General features: G+C 59.1%; 21 protein-coding genes. 9 read left to right on the forward strand and 12 right to left on the reverse strand.

The features are described from left to right. Nucleotides 1–116 precede the first annotated feature (116 nt). The 4 genes from lepB to lptF form a co-directional block, all read right to left on the reverse strand. On the reverse strand, nucleotides 117–971 hold the full coding sequence (lepB, locus tag ACZ9IM_RS16885; protein WP_008073129.1) for a signal peptidase I: 855 nt from the start codon (nucleotides 969–971) through the stop codon (nucleotides 117–119). A gap of 5 nt (nucleotides 972–976) precedes the next feature. Beyond that, nucleotides 977–2,776: a translation elongation factor 4 gene (gene lepA / locus ACZ9IM_RS16890; RefSeq protein WP_007905525.1), complete on the reverse strand. Its 1,800-nt coding sequence runs from the start codon at nucleotides 2,774–2,776 to the stop codon at nucleotides 977–979. Nucleotides 2,777–2,946: 170 nt separating this feature from the next. After that, on the reverse strand, nucleotides 2,947–4,008 hold the full coding sequence (lptG, locus tag ACZ9IM_RS16895) for an LPS export ABC transporter permease LptG (protein ID WP_063341463.1): 1,062 nt from the start codon (nucleotides 4,006–4,008) through the stop codon (nucleotides 2,947–2,949). Continuing rightward, nucleotides 4,001–5,119 carry an LPS export ABC transporter permease LptF gene (gene lptF, locus ACZ9IM_RS16900; protein WP_063341464.1) on the reverse strand — a complete coding sequence of 373 codons (1,119 nt, stop codon included), beginning with the start codon at nucleotides 5,117–5,119 and terminating at the stop codon, nucleotides 4,001–4,003. The genes lptG and lptF overlap by 8 nt, the downstream gene beginning before the upstream one ends. A 295-nt stretch (nucleotides 5,120–5,414) precedes the next feature. Between lptF and ACZ9IM_RS16905 the strand changes: the two genes are divergently transcribed. From ACZ9IM_RS16905 to rlmF, 5 genes are all read left to right on the forward strand, one after another. After that, a complete protein-coding gene (locus tag ACZ9IM_RS16905; RefSeq protein WP_401177043.1) occupies nucleotides 5,415–6,905 on the forward strand; it encodes a leucyl aminopeptidase in 1,491 nt (496 codons plus the stop codon). A 53-nt stretch (nucleotides 6,906–6,958) separates the two neighbouring features. Then, nucleotides 6,959–7,387, forward strand: a complete 429-nt coding sequence (locus ACZ9IM_RS16910) for a DNA polymerase III subunit chi (RefSeq protein WP_476224504.1) — start codon at nucleotides 6,959–6,961, stop codon at nucleotides 7,385–7,387. An 8-nt stretch (nucleotides 7,388–7,395) separates the two neighbouring features. After that, nucleotides 7,396–7,785 carry a hypothetical protein gene (locus tag ACZ9IM_RS16915; protein ID WP_008072054.1) on the forward strand — a complete coding sequence of 130 codons (390 nt, stop codon included), beginning with the start codon at nucleotides 7,396–7,398 and terminating at the stop codon, nucleotides 7,783–7,785. 214 nt (nucleotides 7,786–7,999) lie between these two features. Then, entirely contained in the window at nucleotides 8,000–10,846 is a 2,847-nt protein-coding gene (locus tag ACZ9IM_RS16920) for a valine--tRNA ligase (protein ID WP_427627518.1), read from the forward strand. Nucleotides 10,847–11,087: 241 nt separating this feature from the next. After that, nucleotides 11,088–12,110, forward strand: coding sequence for a 23S rRNA (adenine(1618)-N(6))-methyltransferase RlmF (gene rlmF, locus ACZ9IM_RS16925; RefSeq protein ID WP_007905515.1), 1,023 nt, complete (start codon nucleotides 11,088–11,090; stop codon nucleotides 12,108–12,110). Nucleotides 12,111–12,323: 213 nt separating this feature from the next. Here rlmF and ACZ9IM_RS16930 read toward each other — a convergent pair whose 3' ends face one another. Next, a complete protein-coding gene (locus ACZ9IM_RS16930) occupies nucleotides 12,324–12,605 on the reverse strand; it encodes an HU family DNA-binding protein (RefSeq protein WP_007905514.1) in 282 nt (93 codons plus the stop codon). 396 nt (nucleotides 12,606–13,001) lie between these two features. Here ACZ9IM_RS16930 and yejK point away from each other — a divergent pair, with 396 nt between their 5' ends. Further along, nucleotides 13,002–14,006 carry a nucleoid-associated protein YejK gene (yejK, locus tag ACZ9IM_RS16935; RefSeq protein ID WP_007905511.1) on the forward strand — a complete coding sequence of 335 codons (1,005 nt, stop codon included), beginning with the start codon at nucleotides 13,002–13,004 and terminating at the stop codon, nucleotides 14,004–14,006. Then, the gene (locus tag ACZ9IM_RS16940; RefSeq protein ID WP_476224507.1) at nucleotides 14,006–14,356 is read left to right on the forward strand and encodes a glutaredoxin family protein; all 351 of its coding nucleotides are present in this window, start codon (nucleotides 14,006–14,008) and stop codon (nucleotides 14,354–14,356) included. Before yejK ends, ACZ9IM_RS16940 begins: the two co-directional genes overlap by 1 nt. A gap of 150 nt (nucleotides 14,357–14,506) precedes the next feature. Here the strand turns inward: ACZ9IM_RS16940 and ACZ9IM_RS16945 are convergent, their stop codons facing one another. The 5 genes from ACZ9IM_RS16945 to ACZ9IM_RS16965 form a co-directional block, all read right to left on the reverse strand. Continuing rightward, complete coding sequence (locus ACZ9IM_RS16945; protein WP_476224509.1) at nucleotides 14,507–15,442, reverse strand: glutathione S-transferase family protein; 936 nt, start codon at nucleotides 15,440–15,442, stop codon at nucleotides 14,507–14,509. An 88-nt stretch (nucleotides 15,443–15,530) separates the two neighbouring features. Continuing rightward, nucleotides 15,531–15,851: a GIY-YIG nuclease family protein gene (locus ACZ9IM_RS16950; protein ID WP_007905504.1), complete on the reverse strand. Its 321-nt coding sequence runs from the start codon at nucleotides 15,849–15,851 to the stop codon at nucleotides 15,531–15,533. Nucleotides 15,852–15,890: 39 nt separating this feature from the next. Then, the gene (locus ACZ9IM_RS16955; RefSeq protein ID WP_095051230.1) at nucleotides 15,891–16,361 is read right to left on the reverse strand and encodes a nuclear transport factor 2 family protein; all 471 of its coding nucleotides are present in this window, start codon (nucleotides 16,359–16,361) and stop codon (nucleotides 15,891–15,893) included. A 100-nt stretch (nucleotides 16,362–16,461) separates the two neighbouring features. Then, entirely contained in the window at nucleotides 16,462–17,778 is a 1,317-nt protein-coding gene (locus tag ACZ9IM_RS16960) for a CynX/NimT family MFS transporter (RefSeq protein WP_427627509.1), read from the reverse strand. Further along, nucleotides 17,768–18,427, reverse strand: a complete 660-nt coding sequence (locus tag ACZ9IM_RS16965; protein ID WP_427627507.1) for a FadR/GntR family transcriptional regulator — start codon at nucleotides 18,425–18,427, stop codon at nucleotides 17,768–17,770. Before ACZ9IM_RS16965 ends, ACZ9IM_RS16960 begins: the two co-directional genes overlap by 11 nt. 166 nt (nucleotides 18,428–18,593) lie before the next feature. Here ACZ9IM_RS16965 and ACZ9IM_RS16970 point away from each other — a divergent pair, with 166 nt between their 5' ends. After that, the gene (locus ACZ9IM_RS16970) at nucleotides 18,594–18,905 is read left to right on the forward strand and encodes a type II toxin-antitoxin system MqsR family toxin (protein WP_427627505.1); all 312 of its coding nucleotides are present in this window, start codon (nucleotides 18,594–18,596) and stop codon (nucleotides 18,903–18,905) included. Continuing rightward, the gene (locus ACZ9IM_RS16975) at nucleotides 18,902–19,390 is read left to right on the forward strand and encodes a type II toxin-antitoxin system MqsA family antitoxin (RefSeq protein WP_218398935.1); all 489 of its coding nucleotides are present in this window, start codon (nucleotides 18,902–18,904) and stop codon (nucleotides 19,388–19,390) included. Before ACZ9IM_RS16970 ends, ACZ9IM_RS16975 begins: the two co-directional genes overlap by 4 nt. Nucleotides 19,391–19,455: 65 nt before the next feature. On the opposite strand, the gene ACZ9IM_RS16980 is transcribed toward ACZ9IM_RS16975, so the two are convergent. Continuing rightward, a complete protein-coding gene (locus ACZ9IM_RS16980) occupies nucleotides 19,456–20,220 on the reverse strand; it encodes an amino acid ABC transporter ATP-binding protein (protein ID WP_007905492.1) in 765 nt (254 codons plus the stop codon). A 10-nt stretch (nucleotides 20,221–20,230) separates the two neighbouring features. Beyond that, nucleotides 20,231–21,328, reverse strand: coding sequence for an amino acid ABC transporter permease (locus ACZ9IM_RS16985; RefSeq protein WP_007905491.1), 1,098 nt, complete (start codon nucleotides 21,326–21,328; stop codon nucleotides 20,231–20,233). Nucleotides 21,329–21,333: the final 5 nt, after the last annotated feature.

The raw sequence follows: 21,333 nt of genomic DNA on the forward strand, positions 1-21,333 counted from the left end.
AATTAACGCTGTGTTCAAAAATAACGTCCTGAATATCGTTGTTTTCATGCGTCCGGTGCCGATTATGCCGACTCCAGAAATGCATTCGGCGCTGTGTTCAACAGCGCCGTGTGTGATTACTTGATCAGGCCAACCCGCGAGAAATTCGGCAGGTGACTGAGTTTGGGTTCCGGCCAGCTCATCCAGACTGCGAAGGCCTTGCCGACGATATTCTTGTCGGGAACCATGCCCAGCAGATTCTTGGGAATACTCGGATCATCCCAGTAGCGACTGTCATTCGAGTTGTCGCGGTTGTCGCCCATCATGAAGTAGTGCCCGGCAGGCACGGTCCACGAACGATCCGGCGCTGCGCGGTAGCGGCTCATTTCCTTGCGGATAAGGTGCTCGGCAATGCCGAGTTTTTCCTTGTAGAGCTCGGCGCTGCCCAACGTGCCCGGCTCGGAGCCGACCAGTTGTTCGGCGATCGATTCACCGTTGACGAACAGACGCTTGTCTGCGGTATAGCGAATCTGGTCACCCGGCAGGCCAACCACACGTTTGATGTAATTGACGTTCGGGTCGCTCGGGTAGCGGAACACCATCACATCACCGCGCTGCGGATCACCGACTTCGATGACTTTCTTGTCGATCACCGGCAGGCGGATCCCGTAAGAAAATTTGTTCACCAGAATGAAGTCGCCGACGTCCAGGGTCGGTTTCATCGAGCCGGAAGGAATCTGGAACGGTTCCACCAGGAACGAACGCAGCACCAGTACGATGAACAACACCGGGAAGAACGACTTGCCGTATTCGACCAGCAGCGGCTCTTTGTTCAGTTTCTCGACTACCACCATGTCAGCCTGGCTGACGCTACCCTGGTAAGAGTTAATGGCAGCCCGGCGCCGTGGCGCCAGGAACAGCAGATCGAGCAACGCCAACAGGCCGCAGACGAACACGGCGATGACCAGCAACAGCGGGAAATTTAGTGACATAGGACCTAACTATCCAACCTGAGCACTGCAAGGAAGGCTTCTTGTGGAATCTCCACGTTACCGACCTGCTTCATGCGTTTCTTACCGGCCTTTTGCTTTTCCAGCAGCTTTTTCTTACGGCTGACGTCACCACCGTAGCATTTGGCCAATACGTTCTTTCTGAGCGCCTTGACGGTTGTCCGCGCCACAATCTGCCCGCCAATGGCGGCCTGGATTGCCACGTCGAACATCTGCCGCGGAATCAGTTCCTTCATCTTCTCGGTCAACTGGCGACCTTTGTAGTGCGCATTGTCACGGTGCACGATCAACGCCAGGGCGTCGACCTTGTCGCCGTTGATCAGCACGTCCAGTTTCACCAGACTAGCCGATTGGTAACGATCGAAATGGTAATCCAGCGAAGCATAGCCACGGCTGGTGGATTTCAGACGGTCGAAGAAGTCGAGGACCACTTCGTTCATCGGCAAATCGTATGTCACTTGTACCTGGGTACCGAGGAACAGCATGTCGTGCTGCACGCCACGCTTTTCGATACACAGGGTAATGACGTTACCCAGGTGCTCTTGCGGCACAAGGATATTGGCCCGCACGATCGGCTCACGCATGTCTTCGATCGACGACAGGTCCGGGAGCTTGGACGGGTTATCGACATAGATCGTCTCGCCGGTCTTGAGCAGCAGCTCGAAGATTACCGTCGGCGCCGTGGTGATCAGGTCCAGGTTGTATTCGCGCTCCAGGCGCTCCTGGATGATTTCCATGTGCAGCATGCCGAGGAAGCCGCAACGGAAGCCGAAACCCAGTGCGTCTGAGCTTTCCGGTGTGTATTGCAGCGACGAATCGTTGAGGGTGAGCTTTTGCAGCGCCTCGCGGAAGTCTTCGAAGTCGTCGGAGCTGACCGGGAACAAACCGGCGTACACCTGCGGCTGAATGCGTTTGAAGCCTGGCAGCACATCGACGTCCGGCGTCGAGCTCAAGGTCAGGGTATCGCCCACTGGCGCACCGTGAATGTCCTTGATGCTGGCGATGATGAAGCCCACTTCACCGGCCTTCAGGTCGACGGTAGGGGTGTGTTTCGGATTGAATACACCGACGCTGTCCACCAGGTGGATCTTGCCGGTGGACTTGACGAGGATCTTGTCGCCCTTCTTCACACGACCGTGACGCACGCGAACCAGGGATACAACGCCCAGGTAGTTGTCGAACCAGGAGTCGATGATCAACGCTTGCAGCGGATCTTCGTAGTTGCCGGTCGGCGCGGGAATGGTGTGAACCAGACGTTCGAGCACTTCGTCGACGCCCAGGCCAGTCTTGGCACTGCACTCGACCGCATCGGTGGCATCGATGCCGATGATTTTTTCGATTTCTTCTTTGACGCGGTCCGGATCGGCCTGAGGCAGGTCGATCTTGTTCAGGACCGGCATGACTTCCAGGCCCTGCTCGATCGCCGTGTAGCAGTTGGCAACCGACTGCGCTTCAACGCCCTGACCGGCATCGACCACCAGCAACGCACCTTCACAGGCCGCCAGCGACCGGCTGACTTCGTAGGTGAAGTCGACGTGGCCGGGGGTGTCAATGAAGTTCAGCTGGTACTTGATGCCATCGCGGGCGGTGTAATAAAGGGTGACGCTGTGGGCCTTGATGGTGATCCCGCGTTCACGTTCCAGGTCCATGGAGTCCAGCACCTGGGCTTCCATTTCGCGCTCGGCAAGGCCGCCGCACATCTGGATGAAGCGATCGGCCAGCGTCGACTTGCCATGGTCAATGTGGGCGATGATGGAGAAATTGCGGATATGACTCAAATCACTCACGGATCAACACTCAAAAAGGCTGCAGGCATAGCCCGCCGAAAAATAGCCGGGAATTGTACCTGATCCACGACGCAAGCGTCACGTTCGCAGGTCAGACGGCGCGTACAAAAACGCCCCGGTCTTGCGACAGGGGCGTTTTGAGTGACAAGCCTTTCGGGAATAACCCGCGATCAACCGGCCCGGCGCAACAACCAGACCCCGGCCAGGGCACAGACTCCGGCCGGCACCAGCACCGCAAACAGCGGCGAGAAACCGAATACCAGGCTCGAAGGACCGAGCAAATCCTGGACGATGCGGAAGGTGAAGCCCACCAACACACCAGTAAAGACCCGCTGACCGAGGGTCACCGAACGCAACGGGCCGAAGATGAAGGAAATCGCCATCAACACCAATGCAGCGGTCACCAGCGGCTGCAACACCTTGACCCAAAATGCCAGCCAGTAACGACCGTTGCTCAGACCCTGGTCAGCCAGGTAGTGGATGTAACTCCACAGACCGGTGATCGACAGTGATTCAGGCGCCATCACCACAGTGCTCAGCAATTGCGGGCTCAGCGCTACCTCCCAACGCTCCACCGGAGTCGTCACCACTTCGGTGTTCTTTTCATGGAACAACGTGGTCGTGACGTCGCTCAGTTGCCAGTGATCCGTGTCGAATTCCGCGCGTTTGGCGAAGCTCGAAGACAGGATGTGGCGCTGATCATCGAAGCGATAACGGGTCACGCCGTACAGCAGACCATTGGGTTGCACGGAGTTGACGTGAATGAACTCGTCACCCTGACGGTGCCACAGACCATGCTTGGCGCTTTGCGCATCGCCACTGCCCTGGGCCAGCGAGCGGTTGGCCTGAGCGGTGACCTCTGTTGCCGGCGCGACGTATTCACCGATCACCAGCCCCACCACCATCAAAAGCAGCATCGGCTTCATGACAGCCCAGACGATCCGCCCGAGCGACACGCCCGCAGCGCGCATGATGGTCAGTTCGCTGTGGCTGGCCAGGCTGCCGAGGCCGATCAGGCAACCGATCAGCGCCGCCATTGGCAACATGTCGTACAGACGGCGCGGCGCAGTCAGCAACACATAGCTCAGGACATCCGCCAACGTGTAGGTATCGCTGACGTCGCCCATCTCATCGATGAAGGCAAACAACGTTGCCAGACCCAGAATGATCCCCAGTACCGCCAGGATCGCCATGAACACGCTGCTACCAATGTAGCGATCGAGCTTATCCACGGGCCACCTCCAGCGCACTGCGGCGACTCGCCATCTTCAAGCGCAACGGCTCCCAGTACAGCAAGCCCAGGCCGATGGCCAGGAAGATCGCATGCACCCACCACAAGCCCAATGCCGCCGGAATCTTGCCCTTTTCGAGGGCGCCGCGAGCGGCAATCAGGATGGTCAGGTAAGCCATATAAAGAAGAATCGCCGGCAGCAGCTTGAGGAAACGGCCCTGACGCGGGTTGACCCGCGACAGCGGCACCGCCATCAGGGTCACGATGAAGACCAGCAATGGCAGCGACAGACGCCATTGCAATTCGGTGCGCGAGCGGATGTCGTCACTGCCCAACAGGGAGCGGGTGGTCATCGCATCGCGATCGGTGACTTCGTCGCTGACGTCCGGCTTGGGCAGCAATACGCCGTACTCGTCGTATTTGATGGCGCGGTAATCGGCCTGACCCGGATTACCGTCATAGCGATAGCCGTTGTCGAGAATCAGATACCGATTGCCGTCGGGGCGAATTTCCTGACGGCCCTTCTCGGCCACCAATACGGAAATCCCGCGGTCCTTTTTGTCGGAATTCACATTCTTTTGCGAAATGAACACGCCGCCCAGATTGACGCGATCATCCGACAATTGCTCGGTGTAGGTCACCCGGGTACCGTCGCGCAAAGCCTGGAAGCGGCCGGGCTCAAGGGTATCGAATTCCGTCAGTGCGTCCTGCTTGTTCAGCAGCAGCTGGAACTGATTGGCACCTTGTGGCGCCAGGCTCAGGCTCAGCCAAGCCACCACCAGCGCAACCAGCGTGGCCGGAAACAAGGTGATGCGAAACAGTCGCTGCTGGCTCATGCCGGTGGCCGACAGCACGGTCATTTCGCTGTCGAGGTACAGACGACCGTAGGCCAGCAGGATGCCGAGAAACAGCCCCAAAGGCAGGATCAACTGCAGGAAACCTGGCAGACGAAAGCCCATGATCAGGAACAGTGAGCCCGGATCCAGGGCGCCAGAGGCCGCTTGGGCGAGGTACTTGATGAAGCGTCCGCTCATGATGATGACCAGCAGCACGGCGCTGACGGCGCTCAAGGTCAACAGGACTTCGCGGGAAAGATAACGGAAGACAATCAAACCAGACACTCCAGGGTTGTCAGGCTAAGCGGCCAAACAAACAAACGTATCGGTCGGCCCGCAGGGCAGAGCCGCCGAAAAAGATGGCGCATTATCCTGTGATTGGGTGCGCCTGTCACTGCGCACGCTCAAGCAGACACCTGAACCACCGAAGTTCGCACGACCGAGGGTTGTCAGGCGCCGGTAGCGAGGTTCAAACTGCGGCCTTTGTCGCTGGCACTGCACCGGCGTCCTTCTACTTATAAGCAAGCTTCTGCGCGTCGCGCACTTTGACCATTAATTCAGGGACCCAGACATGGAACTGGTTGTAAAAAGCGTTAGCCCGGAAACGTTGAAGACCGCCACGCTGGTGGTCGCCGTCGGCGAAGGCCGCAAACTCGGCGCCGTTGCCAAACAACTCGACGAGCTGAGCGGTGGCACCATCAGTGCCGTGCTCAAGCGCGGCGACCTGGCCGGCAAAGTCGGCCAGAGCCTGTTGCTGCACAGCCTGCCTAACCTCAAGGCCGAGCGCGTGCTGCTGGTGGGCGTGGGCAAAGATGAAGAGCTGGGCGATCGCCCGTTCCGCAAAATCATCGCCGGCATCCTTAACACCCTCAAAGGCCTGGGCGGCAGCGATGCAGTACTGGCCCTGGACGAAGTCGTGGTCAAAGGCCGCGACAGCTATGGCAAGAACCGCCTGCTGGCCGAGACCCTGGTAGATGGCGAGTACACCTTCGACCAGTTCAAGAGCCAGAAAGCCGACCCGCTCGCCCTGAAGAAAGTCACCCTGGTGACCATCAAGGCCGCACAGGCTGAAGTCGAACGCGCCGTGGCCCATGCCACCGCGATCGCCAATGGCATGGCCTTCACCCGTAACCTGGGCAACCTGCCGCCAAACATCTGCCACCCGACGTTCCTGGGCGAGCAAGCCAAGAACCTGGGCAAAGAATTCAAGAGCCTGAAAGTCGAAGTCCTCGATGAGAAGAAGATCAAGGACCTGGGCATGGGCTCGTTCTACGCCGTAGGCCAGGGCAGCGCCCAGCCGCCGCGCCTGATCGTCATGCAATACAACGGCGGCAAGAAATCCGAGAAGCCGTACGCACTGGTCGGCAAAGGCATCACCTTCGACACCGGCGGCATCAGCCTCAAGCCGGGCGCCGGCATGGATGAAATGAAGTACGACATGGGCGGCGCCGCCAGCGTGTTCGGTACCTTGCGTGCCGTGCTTGAGCTGAAACTGCCGATCAACCTGGTGTGCATCCTGGCTTGCGCCGAGAACATGCCGAGCGGCAATGCTTCGCGCCCTGGCGACATCGTTACCACCATGAGCGGCCAGACCGTGGAAATCCTCAACACCGACGCCGAAGGCCGTCTGGTGCTGTGCGATGCCCTGACCTACTCCGAACGCTTCAAGCCGCAAGCGGTAATCGACATCGCCACCCTGACCGGCGCGTGTGTCGTCGCACTGGGTTCCCACACCTCGGGCCTGCTGGGCAACAACGACGAGCTGATTGGCCAACTGTTGAGCGCCGGCCAATCCGCCGACGACCGCGCCTGGCAACTGCCGCTGTTCGATGAATATCAAGAGCAGCTGGACAGCCCGTTCGCCGACATCGCCAACATTGGCGGCCCGAAAGCCGGCACCATCACCGCTGCCTGCTTCCTGTCGCGCTTCACCAAGAACCTGAACTGGGCGCACCTGGACATCGCCGGCACGGCCTGGACCAGCGGCGGCAAGGACAAGGGCGCCACTGGCCGTCCGGTTCCCCTGCTGACCCAATACCTGCTGGACCGCGCCAAAGCCTGAAACCGATGACCCCGAGCGGTGCCACTGGCGCCGCCCGAGGCTCAGGAACCGCAATGACCAAAGTCGACTTCTATATCCTGCCCAGCGCCGATCCTTCGGCACGGCTGGATTTCGCCTGCAAGCTCACCGAAAAAGCCTGGCGCATGGGCCACCGCATTTACCTGCACTGCAGCGATGCCGCCCAGCGTGATGACCTCGATGCGCGTTTGTGGGCCTTCAAGGGCGAAAGCTTCGTGCCCCACGGTCCCGCCGAAAGCGAGCCGGAGGGTTTGATTGTCCTGGGTCTTGGCGATGACTGCGGTCAGCACCAGGATCTGCTGGTCAATCTCGACCTGAAAGCCCCGGTATTTGCCAAACAGTTCGCCCGCGTGGCGGAAGTGGTGGTGGAAGATCCGACGATTCGTACGGCTGCGCGGGAGAGTTTCCGTTTCTACCGCGAACAGGGCTATCCTCTGCAAGATCACCGTTTACAGCGACTCTGAGCATTCCGATGGACACTCCAAAACCGCAGCAAAATTCCGCGCATCTGCTGGATGACCTCGAGTCGATCCGCCAACTGCTCGGCGATGACAACCTGCAACCGCCCTTGCTGACCGACACGGTCATTGAAGGTGATCAGGAACAGATCCCCATGCTGTTCGACACTGTCGGCAATGCGCCGCAACCAGTCGAAACGACACCGCCACCCGCCCCAGCCGCGCAACCGTCGCCTGCCGCCAGCAAAGGCCCCGACGCCCTGCTGCACCTGGACAGCGAACTGCGCGCCGCCGCGCTGCTGATCATGCAAGACGTGATCGACGATTTCGCCCCGCACATCGAAACCGAAATCAAACGTCGGCTGGATGCGCGGATGGAGCGGTTGTTGAGTCAGTACGAGTAAATACCAACCCCCTGTGGGAGCGAGCCTGCTCGCGATAGCATCTCTTCGGTTTCCTGATAGACCGCGGCGCCTGCATCGCGAGCAGGCTCGCTCCCACATTTGATCTGCGCTGTAATTGATCAAGCGCCCTGTCTGCACCTGCTCGCCCTACGCCCCACGCCCCGCTATACTTGCCGGCTTTTCCTGAATAAATGCCAATAGGGTCCCGCCGCGCATGGATAAGACCTACCAGCCGCACGCCATTGAAACTTCCTGGTACAACACCTGGGAGTCCGAGAACTACTTCGCCCCGCAAGGCGCGGGCGAGTCCTACACCATCATGATCCCGCCGCCGAACGTCACCGGCAGCCTGCACATGGGTCACGGCTTCAACAACGCGATCATGGACGCCCTGATCCGTTTCCGCCGCATGCAGGGTCGCAACACCCTGTGGCAGCCGGGTACCGACCACGCCGGTATCGCCACGCAAATGCTGGTGGAGCGTCAACTCGAAGCCCAAGGCCAGAATCGCCATGATCTGGGCCGCGAAAAATTCCTCGAGAAAGTCTGGGAGTGGAAGGATCAGTCCGGCGGCAACATCAGCCGTCAGATCCGTCGTCTCGGCTCGTCCGTGGACTGGAGCCGTGAGCGCTTCACCATGGACGACGGCCTCTCGGAAGCGGTTAAAGAAGCGTTCGTGCGCCTGCACGAAGACGGCCTGATCTACCGCGGCAAGCGTCTGGTCAACTGGGACACCAAGCTGCACACGGCGATTTCCGATCTCGAAGTGGAGAACCATGACGAGAAAGGTTTCCTGTGGAACCTGAAGTACCCGCTGGCCGACGGTGCCAAAACAGCTGAAGGCAACGACTACCTGATCGTCGCGACCACTCGTCCGGAAACCATGCTCGGCGACGCCGCCGTGGCCGTTAACCCGAACGATGAGCGCTACAAAGCCCTGATCGGCAAATTTGTCGAGCTGCCGCTGGTTGGCCGCCGCATCCCGATCATCGCCGACGATTACTGCGACCCTGAATTCGGCACCGGTTGCGTGAAAATCACCCCGGCCCACGACTTCAACGACTACGAAGTCGGCAAGCGCCACAACCTGCCGCTGCTGAACATCTTCGACAAGAATGCTGACGTGCTGCCCGCGGCCCAGGTGTTCAACCTCGACGGCAGCGTCAACGAGCAAATCGACGGCACGCTGCCCGCCGAATACGTCGGCCTCAACCGCTTCCAGGCCCGCAAGGAAATCGTGGCCGCCTTCGAAGCCGCCGGCCTGCTGGTCAGCGTCGACGATCACGCCCTGAAAGTGCCGAAAGGCGACCGCTCCGGCACCATCATCGAGCCGTGGTTGACCGACCAGTGGTACGTCTCCACCAAGCCATTGGCCGAGCCGGCCATCGCTGCGGTTGAAGACGGCCGCATTCAGTTCGTGCCAAAACAATACGAAAACATGTACTTCTCGTGGATGCGCGACATCCAGGATTGGTGCATCAGCCGTCAGTTGTGGTGGGGCCATCGGATTCCGGCCTGGTACGACGAGTCGGGCAAGGTCTATGTCGGTCGCGACGAAGCCGAAGTACGCGCCAAGAACAACCTTGGCCCGGACGTTGCGCTGCAACAGGACAACGACGTTCTGGATACCTGGTTCAGTTCGGGCCTGTGGACTTTCTCCACGCTCGGCTGGCCGGAGCAGACCGAATTCCTGAAGAAATTCCACTCCACCGACGTGCTGGTGACCGGTTTCGACATCATTTTCTTCTGGGTTGCCCGGATGATCATGCTCACCATGCACTTGGTGAAAAACGAAGACGGCACGCCGCAGGTTCCGTTCAAGACTGTTTATGTGCACGGCCTGGTGCGTGATGGCCAGGGCCAGAAGATGTCCAAGTCCAAGGGCAACGTCCTTGACCCGCTGGACATCATCGATGGTATCGAGCTCGAAGACCTGGTGCAGAAACGCACTTCCGGCATGATGCAGCCGAAACTGGCGAAGAAGATCGAGAAGCAGACCCGCGACGAGTTCGCCGACGGCATCGCCAGCTATGGCACCGACGCCCTGCGCTTCACGTTCTGCTCGCTGGCGTCCACCGGTCGCGACATCAAGTTCGACATGGGCCGCGTCGAAGGCTACCGCAACTTCTGTAACAAGATCTGGAACGCTGCACGCTACGTGCTGGACAAGGGCGAAGATTGCGGTCAGAACGGCGAAGCCTACGAGCTGTCCCTGGCAGATCGCTGGATCATTTCGCAGTTGCAACGCACCGAAGCCGAAGTGACTCGTCAACTCGATCAGTTCCGTTTCGATCTGGCTGCACAAGCCTTGTACGAGTTCATCTGGAACCAGTATTGCGACTGGTACCTGGAACTGTCCAAGCCTGTGCTGTGGGACGAAAATGCACCGGTCGAACGTCAGCGCGGCACCCGCCGTACTCTGGTTCGAGTGCTGGAAGTCGCGTTGCGCCTGGCGCACCCGTTCATGCCGTTCATCACCGAAGAAATCTGGCAGCGCGTCGCGCCGCTGGCCGGTATCGAAGGCAAGACGATCATGCTGCAACCTTGGCCAGTGGCCAACGAAGCACGTATCGATCAGGGCGCCGAGGACGACATCGAATGGCTCAAGGGCCTGATGCTCGGCACGCGTAACATCCGTGGCGAAATGAACATTGGTCCAGGCAAGCCGCTGAACCTGTTCCTGAAAAACGTCAGCGCCGAAGATCAGCGCCGCCTCACCGAGAACGAAGCGCTGCTGAAGAAGCTGGCGCGTCTGGAATCGATCACCGTTCTGAAAGCCGGCGAAGAAGCACCGCTGTCCGCCACCGCACTGGTCGGCGAGATGGAAGTGCTGGTGCCAATGGCCGGCCTGATCGACAAGGACGCCGAACTGGCTCGTCTGGACAAGGAAATCCTGCGTTTGCAGGGCGAAGTTCAGCGCGTCGGCGGCAAGCTGTCCAACGCCGGTTTCGTTGATAAGGCCCCGGCCGAAGTCATCGAGAAGGAACGCGCCAAACTGGCTGAAGCCGAACAGGCTTTGGGCAAGCTGGCCGAGCAGCATGCGCGGATTGCCAGCCTGTAACGGCAAGTCGCAATGAAAAGGGAGGCCCGCAACGGCCTCCCTTTTTTATGCCCGCCCCTTTCCCCATACACCGCGCGCCCTGTAGGAGCTGCCGAAGGCTGCGATCTTTTGATCTTGTTTCTGAGAATCAAAGTCAAAAGATCGCAGCCTTCGGCAGCTCCTACAGGGGGATATGCATCATCATGGAGCGAATGTGGGACAATACCCGCCACTTTTAGCCATACCCGAATCGACAACGCCCATGAACGCCCCCCGCACACCAAGACCTGCGCGCAAGAAGCCTGACTCCGCTACCCCGGCCAAAGCCGTGGAACCCCGCGAGAAGGCCAGCCTGCACCCGCGCAATCGCCATCAGGGTCGTTACGACTTCCCGGCGCTGATCAAAACCACGCCGGAGCTGGCGAAGTTCGTGATCATCAATCCGTATGGCAAGGAAAGCATCGACTTCGCCAGCCCGGACGCGGTTCGGGTGTTCAACCGGGCGCTGCTCAAGTCGTTTTACGGCATCGCCCATTGGGACATCCCGGCCGATTACCTGTGCCCACCGGTGCCGGGCCGTGCTGACTACGTGCACTTCCTGGCTGACCTGCTGGCCAGCGTCAACGACGGTGAAATACCTCGCGGTGCGCCGGTCAAGGTGCTCGATATCGGCATGGGCGCCAACTGCGTCTATCCGCTGATCGGCTACAGCGACTATCGCTGGCACTTCCTCGGCTCGGAAATCGACCCGACGGCCGTGGCCGCCGCCAAAGCCATCGTGCAATCCAACGGGCTGAACAAAGCCATCCAGCTGCGCCAGCAAAGCAATCCCAAGCACATTCTGCTGGGCCTGCTCGAACCCGGCGAACGCTTCGACCTGACCATGTGCAACCCGCCGTTCCACGCCTCGATGGACGAGGCAACCAAGGGCAGCGAGCGTAAATGGCGCGCACTGGGCCGCGCCGACCCGAAACGCAAACTGCCAGTGCTGAACTTTGGCGGTCAATCGGCCGAACTGTGGTGTGAAGGTGGCGAAGCACGCTTTGTGACGCAACTGATCGCCGAGAGTGCGCATTTTCAACACAAAGTGCTTTGGTTCAGCACTCTGGTCTCGAAAGCCTCAAACCTGCCTGCGATCCAGACGGCACTGAAAAAGGCCGGTGTATTGGAAAGCCAGGTCGTGGAAATGTCTCAGGGGCAGAAGCAAAGCCGCTTTGTCGCCTGGACGTTCCAGACTAAAAGCGAGCAGCAGGTCTGGCGTGAACGCTGGGCGCGTAAAAGCTGATTAACTGACCGACGTAAATCAACTGTGGGAGCGGCGGTGCGACGATTCGACTTGCTCGCGAAGGCGGTGTGTCAGTCGACTTCAATGGTGACTGACACACCGCCTTCGCGAGCAAGCCCGCTCCCACATTGGTTTAGCGGTGTTTGTGGTAAATCGCACGCACAAAAAAACCGTGCCCGGATTGCTCCGGAGCACGGTTTTTTCTAACAAGTCTTACTTGTTAACAGCGTCGGTCAGGCCTTTGGCCACAACCAGCTTGATAACTTTCTTGGCAGCGATTTCGATGGCAGCGCCAGTCGAAGGGTTGCGGCCGGTACGGGCAGGACGCTCAGTCACTTTCAGCTTGCCGATACCTGGCAGGGTGATTTCGCCGCCGTTTTCCAGCTGATCAGCAACGATTTGGCCCAGTTGGTCCAGAGCGTTACGCGCGGTGGTTTTTGGCGCGTCGATAGCTTCAGCGATGTCGGCGATCAGTTGGTCTTTAGTAAGAGCCATTGTAGTGTTCCTTCCCTATCAAATTCATATGGATTGCAGAGTGCAGTGTCAGCCATCGAGCCCGATCTTCTGGATCTGGCACCCTCGGCATAACCTCGACGAGTCGGGGTTATAGATACCGAAATCAGGGTTTGGTTCGACCTGACAAATGCTGAATGCACGCTTAACGCAGTGACTTCGCGTAAGACCGGGCAAAACTAGCACAGAGACGGGGAAATATCCGCCTCTAGCTACCCATTTGGTCAGCTTTATTGCTCTAAATCGTGAAAAAGCTGCATAAGGGCCGTCGGGCAGCTTCGAATTGACCTTCGTACCGCGCCAAAACCAGTGGTTGCGGTACACTGGGCGCTTTTTCGGGGGAGCACGCCCTCCTCTCTTCAATCAGCCGAGAAGCCCATGCCGATCCGTCATTGCATCGTCCACCTGATCGACAAAAAACCCGACGGCACACCTGCAGTTCTTCATGCCCGCGATTCCGAACTGGCCGAGTCCAGCGCCATCGAGTACATGCTTGCCGACCTCAACGAGAGCTACAACGCCAAACAAGGCAAGGCCTGGGGTTTCTTCCATGCCGAGTCCGGGGCGCATCCGTTCAGCGGCTGGCTGAAGGAATACCTCGACGGCGGTAAGGACTTCACAGCCTTCAGCCGGGTGGCAGTGGAACATCTGCAAAAGCTGATGGAAGAGTCGAACCTCTCTGTGGGCGGCCACGTGCTGTTTGCTCATTACCAGCAAGGCATGACCGATTACCTCGCCATCGCCCTGCTGCACCACAGTGAAGGCGTGGCAGTGACCGATCAGCTGGACGTGACCCCTTCGCGACACCTGGACCTTGGTCAGTTGCACCTGGCAGCGCGGATCAACGTCTCCGAGTGGCAGAACAACAAGCAATCCAAGCAATACATCTCGTTCATCAAAGGCAAGAATGGCAAAAAGGTTTCGGAGTACTTCCGCGACTTCATCGGCTGCCAGGAAGGCGTCGACGGCCCCGGCGAAACCCGCACCCTGCTCAAGGCCTTCAGTGACTTCGTCGAAAGCGAAGACCTGCCGGAAGAATCCGCACGCGAGAAGACCAAAACCCTGGTGGATTACGCCAGCAGCCAGGCAAAAATGGGCGAGCCCATGGGTCTGGAAGAACTGTCCGGGCTGATCGACGAAGAACGCCCGAAAGCTTTCTACGATCACATCCGCAACAAGGATTACGGCCTGTCGCCCGAGATCCCTGCGGATAAACGCACCCTGAACCAGTTCCGCCGCTTCACCGGCCGCGCCGAGGGCTTGTCCATCAGCTTCGAAGCGCACCTGCTGGGCTCGAAGATCGAATACGACGAAGAAGCAGGTACGCTGATCATTAAAGGCCTGCCGACCCAATTGACCGACCAGCTCAAGCGACGCAACTGATGCTCGGCGGTGTATTGAAGAAGTGCCTGCTGATCTTGCTGGTGGTCGTGGTTTACCAGAACTGGGGCAAGATCGAGCGGGTGTTTCACCCCTCGCAGGTGGTGTCCGAGCAGACCCAGGCCAAGGCCAACGTCGTGCTCTACGCCACCGACTGGTGCGGCTACTGCAAGCTGACCCGACGCTTTCTCGACCAGAAGGGCATTCCATACAAGGAATTCGATATCGAGAAGGATGCCCAAGCGCGTAAAGCCTACGAGGCGCTGGGAGGACGCGGAATTCCGCTGATCGATGTGAACGGCACGTTGATTCGCGGGTACGACCCGGACAAGGTTCTTGCGGCGCTGGAATAACCATCAGCTTCACACAATCCTTGTGGCGAGGGAGCTTGCTCCCGCTGGACTGCGTAGCAGGCCCAACTATCTTGTGAGCGCTGCGCACTCAAGCGGGAGCAAGCTCCCTCGCCACAGGTCGAAACCAACCCAATCATCCGCGATGTCAGGTTACTGCGCTTCGATACGAAACCCGAACCGCGGAAAGTGCACGTGCACCACACCGGCCCGCTCGTCTTCGCGGCGCAGAATCAATTCTTCACTGCCCGCAAACAACAACTCACCCGCCACCGGATCAACGCCGTAATCGGTCGCTGCGATCACCACCTGCTGGCCAACCTCGAACCCGTTCGACTCATCGAACTGCTCATCCGGCAACGCAGCCGGCGTGGCGTTACGCGCGACTTCAAGCGCTTCCTCGGAAGTCATCTCGCTGAACGCGCCATGACCAAACCCCATCACACGGCCAAACCACGCCAAAACCGCCGGATAAGCATCCACCAACGGTGACGTCACGTGCGTCGCTTTGAGGAACCACAACGAGTGGGCCAGGGCAAAGTCGGCAATCGACGGCTCGCCAAACAGGAAGTCGCCCTGTTCGCGCTGAAGCTGCTGCTCCAGACGCGCCATGATCGTTGGCCACTGGTGCCGAGCCTGCTCGGCCGATAACCGGGTAGCGCTGCCACCACTGAACAAACCGGCGCGATCGGCCAGGAACCCCTTGATCGCTTCCGGTGACAATTTACCGAAGCGCACCGCCACCGACGCCGGCTGGAACACCAGACTGACCGCATGCTGGAACACCACCGAATCGGCCCACGCCGCGAAGGTGGCGGTGATCATTTCCTGGCCTTCCGGAAAAAACGCCGGCAAGGCTTTTTCCTGCTCCAGACGACGCGCCATCAGCGCCGTGTCGCAATAGACATCAGCACCAATCTGCAACACCGGCGTCTTGCGATAGCCGCCGGTCAGCGCCGTCAGATCGGGTTTCGGCATCACTGGCGAGATGTTCACCGAGCGCCAGGACAGCCCCTTGAAGCCCAGCAGCAAGCGGGCCTTTTCGGCGAAAGGGGACGTCGGGTAGTGATGAAGGATCAACTCGGACATGCTCGGCTCCGCCGCTCGGATAAGGAGCCCGCAGCTTAGCGCGCAATCCACAAGCAGCCTACCCATCTGCCTGATGGGCGCTTATCAGTCAGATTGATAAGCCCGCAGCCGCGCTCGCCACCAGACATTCCTTGGCGCTTTTCTTGAGTTTTTTAATCAATCGTTCCTGGCGCAGTGCTTCGCTTTTGTCGCGACAGACTTCGGTGTACACCAGCGCCACGGCCGGGCTGGACAGGAAGAAGCGCGCACCTTTTCCACTTTGGTGGGTGGCGAAGCGGCGCACGGGATCGTCGCTGATCCCGCAGTAGAGCGAACCATTGGCCGCGCGAACGAGGTAGACGAACCAGGGTTTGCTGACGGGCAGCGGCGGTTCGGCGGCAATGACGGAAGATTCGCTTGAGGTGTTCACGTGACGATCAAGGCTTGTAGGAAACAAGCCGCGATCTTATCAGCGACTGGCCTGGAATGCCTTCAGGCCCTTCAACGCTTGAGCACGAACGGCGTTTCTCACCACTGGCGTCCAACCCAGCAACAGCCCTTTGAAACCCAGCGCCTGACGCGACCAGCGCCACAGATCAAAGCTGTCGTGATGCTCGCAGATCTTGCCGTCACGAAACACGAAACGCGCCTGGATGTCGTTGACCACGGTATTGCCAGTCTGACTGAACAGGTAGGTCGCCACCCAATGGGCACCGCCGGTGCGTTCATCGCTACGCACGTTATCGAAGGTCAGGGAGAAGTCCTTGGCCCGGGTGGTGAGCATGCGCCACATGTCGCCGGCGTCGCGCCCGCGCAGTTCGCCAAACGCCGGATCACTGAACACCACGTCGTCGGTGTAGCAGGCGCTCATGGCCTCGGCATCGAGCCGCTGGAAGGCTTGGTAGAACCGGGTGATCAAGGCGTTGTGGGCATCACTCATGGGCAGGCTCCGGAGAATAGGCAGATTGCCAGCACGATAATCTGCAAGCGGACGAAACACCATCAGCATTCGCACTCCGAATACCGACAGTGTGTGCAAATCAGATCTTTTCGCTTTCGACCTGAACGTACAGCGAACGCCCGGCACCGAGGCCGGCGATGATCGCGCCGAGGCCGATAACGCCGAAGATCCAGCCCACGGCAGTCCAGCCACCGGTCCAGTCATGCACCACGCCGACCGCGAACGGCCCCATGGACGCCAGGGTGTAACCGAAACCCTGGGCCATGCTCGACAGGTTGGCCGCGACATGGGCATCCCGCGAGCGCAACACGATCAGGGTCAACGCCAGGCTGAACGTGGCGCCCTGCCCCAACCCCAGCAGGATCGCCCAGCCCCACAGGCCATCGATCGGTGCATAGAGGCAACCGAACAAACCGCCGAGGGTCATTGCCATGACGATCACGATCGCCGGCCGCTGATCCTTGCCCCGGGTCGCCAGCCAGGGTGCTGCCAGCGAGCTGATCAACTGGACAATCACCGAACCCGACAACACCAGACCGGCCTGAGTTGGCGTCAGACCGCGGCCGATCAGAATCGACGGCAGCCAGCCAAACACGATGTAGGCCAAAGACGATTGCAGGCCCATGTACAAGGTCACTTGCCAGGCCAACGGATCACGCAACAGCCCTCGGACCCGATAGGCAACATTGTGCGCGCCGTGTTTCTGACCGACTTGCGGCAGCCAGAAAATCGCCGCGACCAACGCTGGAACCACCCAGAAACCAAGACCCAAGGCCCAGCTTTTGTCGAAATGCTCGCTCAACGGCACCGTCGCCCCAGCCGCCATGGCCGCGCCCAGGCACAGGGCCATGGTGTAGACGCCGGTCATGGTGCCGGCTTGTTTCGGGAAATCGCGTTTAACAATGCCAGGCAGCAGCACGCCGATCACCCCGATACTGGCGCCGGCCATCACGCTACCGGCGAACAGGCCGATCTCGCCGAACGAACTGCGCAACATGATCCCGCCAGCCAGCATCAGAAGAATCCCCAACACCACCCGTTCGGCACCAAAACGTCGCGCCAGCACTGGCGCCAAGGGGGCGAACAGACCGAGGCAAAGTACCGGCAAGGTCGTCAGCAACCCGGCCTGGGCAGCCGAGAGCCCCAGCGTCTTCGAGATCTCGCTGAGCATCGGCGCCATGCTCGACAACGCCGGACGCAGGTTCAGCGCCACCAGAATCAGGCCGAGCAAAAGCAGCCATGGCCGCTGAAGGACCGGGTGAGTTTGCTGAACCTGTTCGTCATCGGCCTCGGCGTCGATCAACAGCTCTTCGAGCTCCGCCGTACGCTTGAGCTCAGTGATGCGGCTGTTGCTGGCCTGCTGGGTAGACATGGGGTTCTCGGTTTCAAGGTTCATTGATCAACTGCCTCGACAAGGCTTTTGCCCGTTCCGGGTCGCGTTGCTCGACGGCCTCGAGCAGTTCGACATGAAGGTCGAACACCGCTTGGCGTCGAGGTGAGATGTTCAAGGTCTGGCGCAAGTGCGCGCCGACGATGCTGGAGAAATAGCGATACAGCTCGCTGAGTGTCGGGTTGTGCGCCGCATCCACCAGTCGACGGTGAAACACCAGATCGCAGGCGATGTAGGTGTCGAGATCGCCGTGGTAGTGACTGCCGCTGACGCCCAGCGCTTCACGCAACGCCACCAGGTCTTCGTCGGTCCGACGCAACGCAGCCAGGCCGATGGCTTCGACTTCCAGAATGTGCCGGGTTTCCCGAGCCTGTTCCTGAGTGCAACGGGACAGCGCCTTCATGGTGTCCAGCGGATCAACCACCGCCCGCAAATAGCTACCGTCGCCCTGGCGAATCTCGATCAACCCGGAAAACGCCAGTACACGCATGGCTTCGCGCACAGTGTTGCGGCTGATGCCCAGCTCAGTCGCCAGTTCCGGCTCGGTAGGCAAGCGCTGGCCGACCGTCCAGATGCCTTGGTTAATGCGCAGGCGTAACTGATCCAGGGCCTGATCGACCAGGGATCGTTTAATTAACGGAGAAATGTCTGACATAGGATTCACCCTTTCATCCAATCATAGGATGAATTTTCTGACATGTTAGTCAGCTTCATGTAGGACGGCAACCGCCTACGGTCAGAGAGAGGGAATGGAGCGGGATTTTCGATTGGTCAAAATTACCCTTTAAGGGTAATTTCAGGGATAGGGTTCACGGTTTCTTATGGAAAAGAACACACCCCACTATGCCTTGTCAGTCGTCAAGGATGAGGTCAGAAGACAAGGAGCCAAAGCGTTTACTCAAGTCGCATTGAGGTCCGGCAAGCGCATGGGATTGAACCTGCGAAATATGGAGTTAGTCATTTGCTCGCTGGAACGCCGGATGCTCTATAAGTCGATGACGTGCTACACCGATCACCGAAGCTGGCAGGACGTTTACCACACTACATTTCAGGAAATGGAGCTCTACATCAAAGTGACCTACTGCCCCAAAGGTGGGCCCCCGGTGATCTCTTTCAAGGAGCGGAACGTATGAATACGCGGCAATGCATGAGTTGTGGCACTCAACACGCCATGCAACATTTCGAAGGTCGCAGCCTCAGTGTCGACTACAAGAACGTATCACGCTGGGTGCACGATATTGCAGGCTGGGAGTGCAAGGTCTGCGGTGAAATCATTTTCGATAATGATACTGACAGCGCCGAGCGCTACTCCGACGCTGGCGATAAACTGCTCGAAGACTGCTTTCAAATCATGGGCACCGAGATGAAGCGTATCCGCCGCAAAATGCATCTCACGCAGAAGGAAGCAGTGAAGTTGCTTTCCGGCGCTGGTCACAATGCGTTCTCACGATACGAGCGCGGCGAACTTCCCCCACCTCAAGCTTTGTTCACGCTAATGCGCCTGTTGGATCGTCATCCGCATTTACTTGCTGAAATACAAGCAATGAACGAAGGCACTGACTTGAGGCGATTGCTCGCTGCACGATTCCCGGAACAGGAAACAACACTGGCGTCCTGACCTCGAAATCCGGACAAAAATAAACCCGGAACACTGTCCGGGTTTATTTCACTGCCAAGCGCCAATCAATGCAGGATCTGGCTCAAAAACAGCTTCGTGCGCTCATTCTGAGGATTGTCGAAGAAGTCGTTCGGCGCAGCCTGTTCGACGATTTCACCCTTGTCCATGAAAATCACGCGGTTGGCCACGGTACGGGCGAAGCCCATTTCGTGGGTTACGCAAAGCATGGTCATGCCGTCTTCGGCCAAGCCGATCATGGTGTCCAGAACTTCTTTCACCATCTCTGGGTCGAGTGCCGAAGTCGGTTCGTCGAACAGCATGATTTTTGGTTTCATGCACAGGGCACGGGCAATCGCCACACGCTGTTGCTGACCACCAGACAGTTGCCCCGGGTATTTATGCGCCTGCTCCGGAATGCGTACGCGCTCCAGGTAATGCATGGCGATCTCTTCGGCCTTGCGCTTGGGCATCTTGCGTACCCACATCGGTGCCAGGGTGCAGTTCTGCAGGATGGTCAGGTGCGGGAACAGGTTGAAGTGCTGGAACACCATGCCGACTTCACGGCGGATCGCTTCGATCTGCTTGAGGTCGTTGGTCAGCTCCACGCCATCGACCACGATGCGGCCCTGCTGGTGTTCTTCCAGACGATTGAGGCAACGGATGGTGGTGGATTTGCCGGAACCCGACGGGCCGCACAAAACGATACGCTCGCCTTGCTTGACGTTCAGGTTGATGTCTTTCAACACGTGGAACTGGCCGTACCACTTGTTCACGCCCTGCATCTGAATAATGCCTTCAGGGCTCACAGGCTTTTTGATTGCTTCGCTCATTACAGAACTCCTAACGCTTGTGGCCAGTGTCGAGCTTGCGTTCCAGATGCATGGAATAGCGCGACATACCAAAACAGAAAATCCAGAACACCAGGGCCGCGAACACATAGCCTTCAGTGGCCATGCCCAGCCATTTCGGGTCGGCGGCGGCTTGCTTGACGCTGTTGAGCAGGTCGAACAGGCCGATGATGATCACCAGGCTCGTGTCCTTGAACAGCGCAATGAAAGTGTTGACGATGCCAGGGATCACCAGCTTCAAGGCTTGCGGCAGAATCACCAGGCCCATGCTGCGCCAGTAACCGAGGCCCATTGCTGCAGCCGCTTCGTACTGACCTTTGGGGATCGCTTGCAGACCGCCGCGCACCACTTCAGCGATGTAGGCCGACTGGAACAGGATCACGCCGATGAGCGCGCGCAGCAGTTTGTCGAAGTTCATGCCTTCGGGCAGGAACAACGGCAACATCACCGAAGACATGAACAGCACCGTGATCAACGGCACGCCGCGCCAGAATTCGATGAAGGTCACGCAGACCACGCGAATCGCCGGCATGTTCGAACGCCGGCCCAGGGCCAGAACGATACCCAGCGGCAGTGCGCCGACGATACCGACGGTGGCGATCACCAGAGTCAGCATCAAGCCGCCCCATTGGCTGGTCGCCACTTCGGTCAGACCGAACCATCCACCGTGCAACAAGACGTAGGAAATGATCGGATAGAGCACCAGAAAGCTCAGGCCGTAGATTGCCTTGTGTGGAACGCGTGCGATGAACAACGGCGCCACGCCAATCACCGCCAGCCACACGGTCAGGTCTACGCGCCAGCGCAGGTCTGTCGGGTAGTAACCGTACATGAACTGGCCGAAGCGCTGCTGGATGAACACCCAGCAGGCGCCCTCCTTGGTGCAATCGGCGCGAGTAGTGCCGACCCAGTTGGCATCGAGAATCGCCCAGCTCACGACAGGCGGAACTATCAGGTAAATCAGATAGAACGCGAACAGCGTCAGCAGGGTGTTGATCCAGCTGGAGAACATGTGCGCCCGCATCCACGCCACGATACCGATGCTGCTGCTCGGTGGTGGCATGTCGGGTTTGAAAGTATGAGTCGTCATGCGCT

It is taken from the genome of Pseudomonas sp. TE12508 (genome assembly GCF_056279485.1).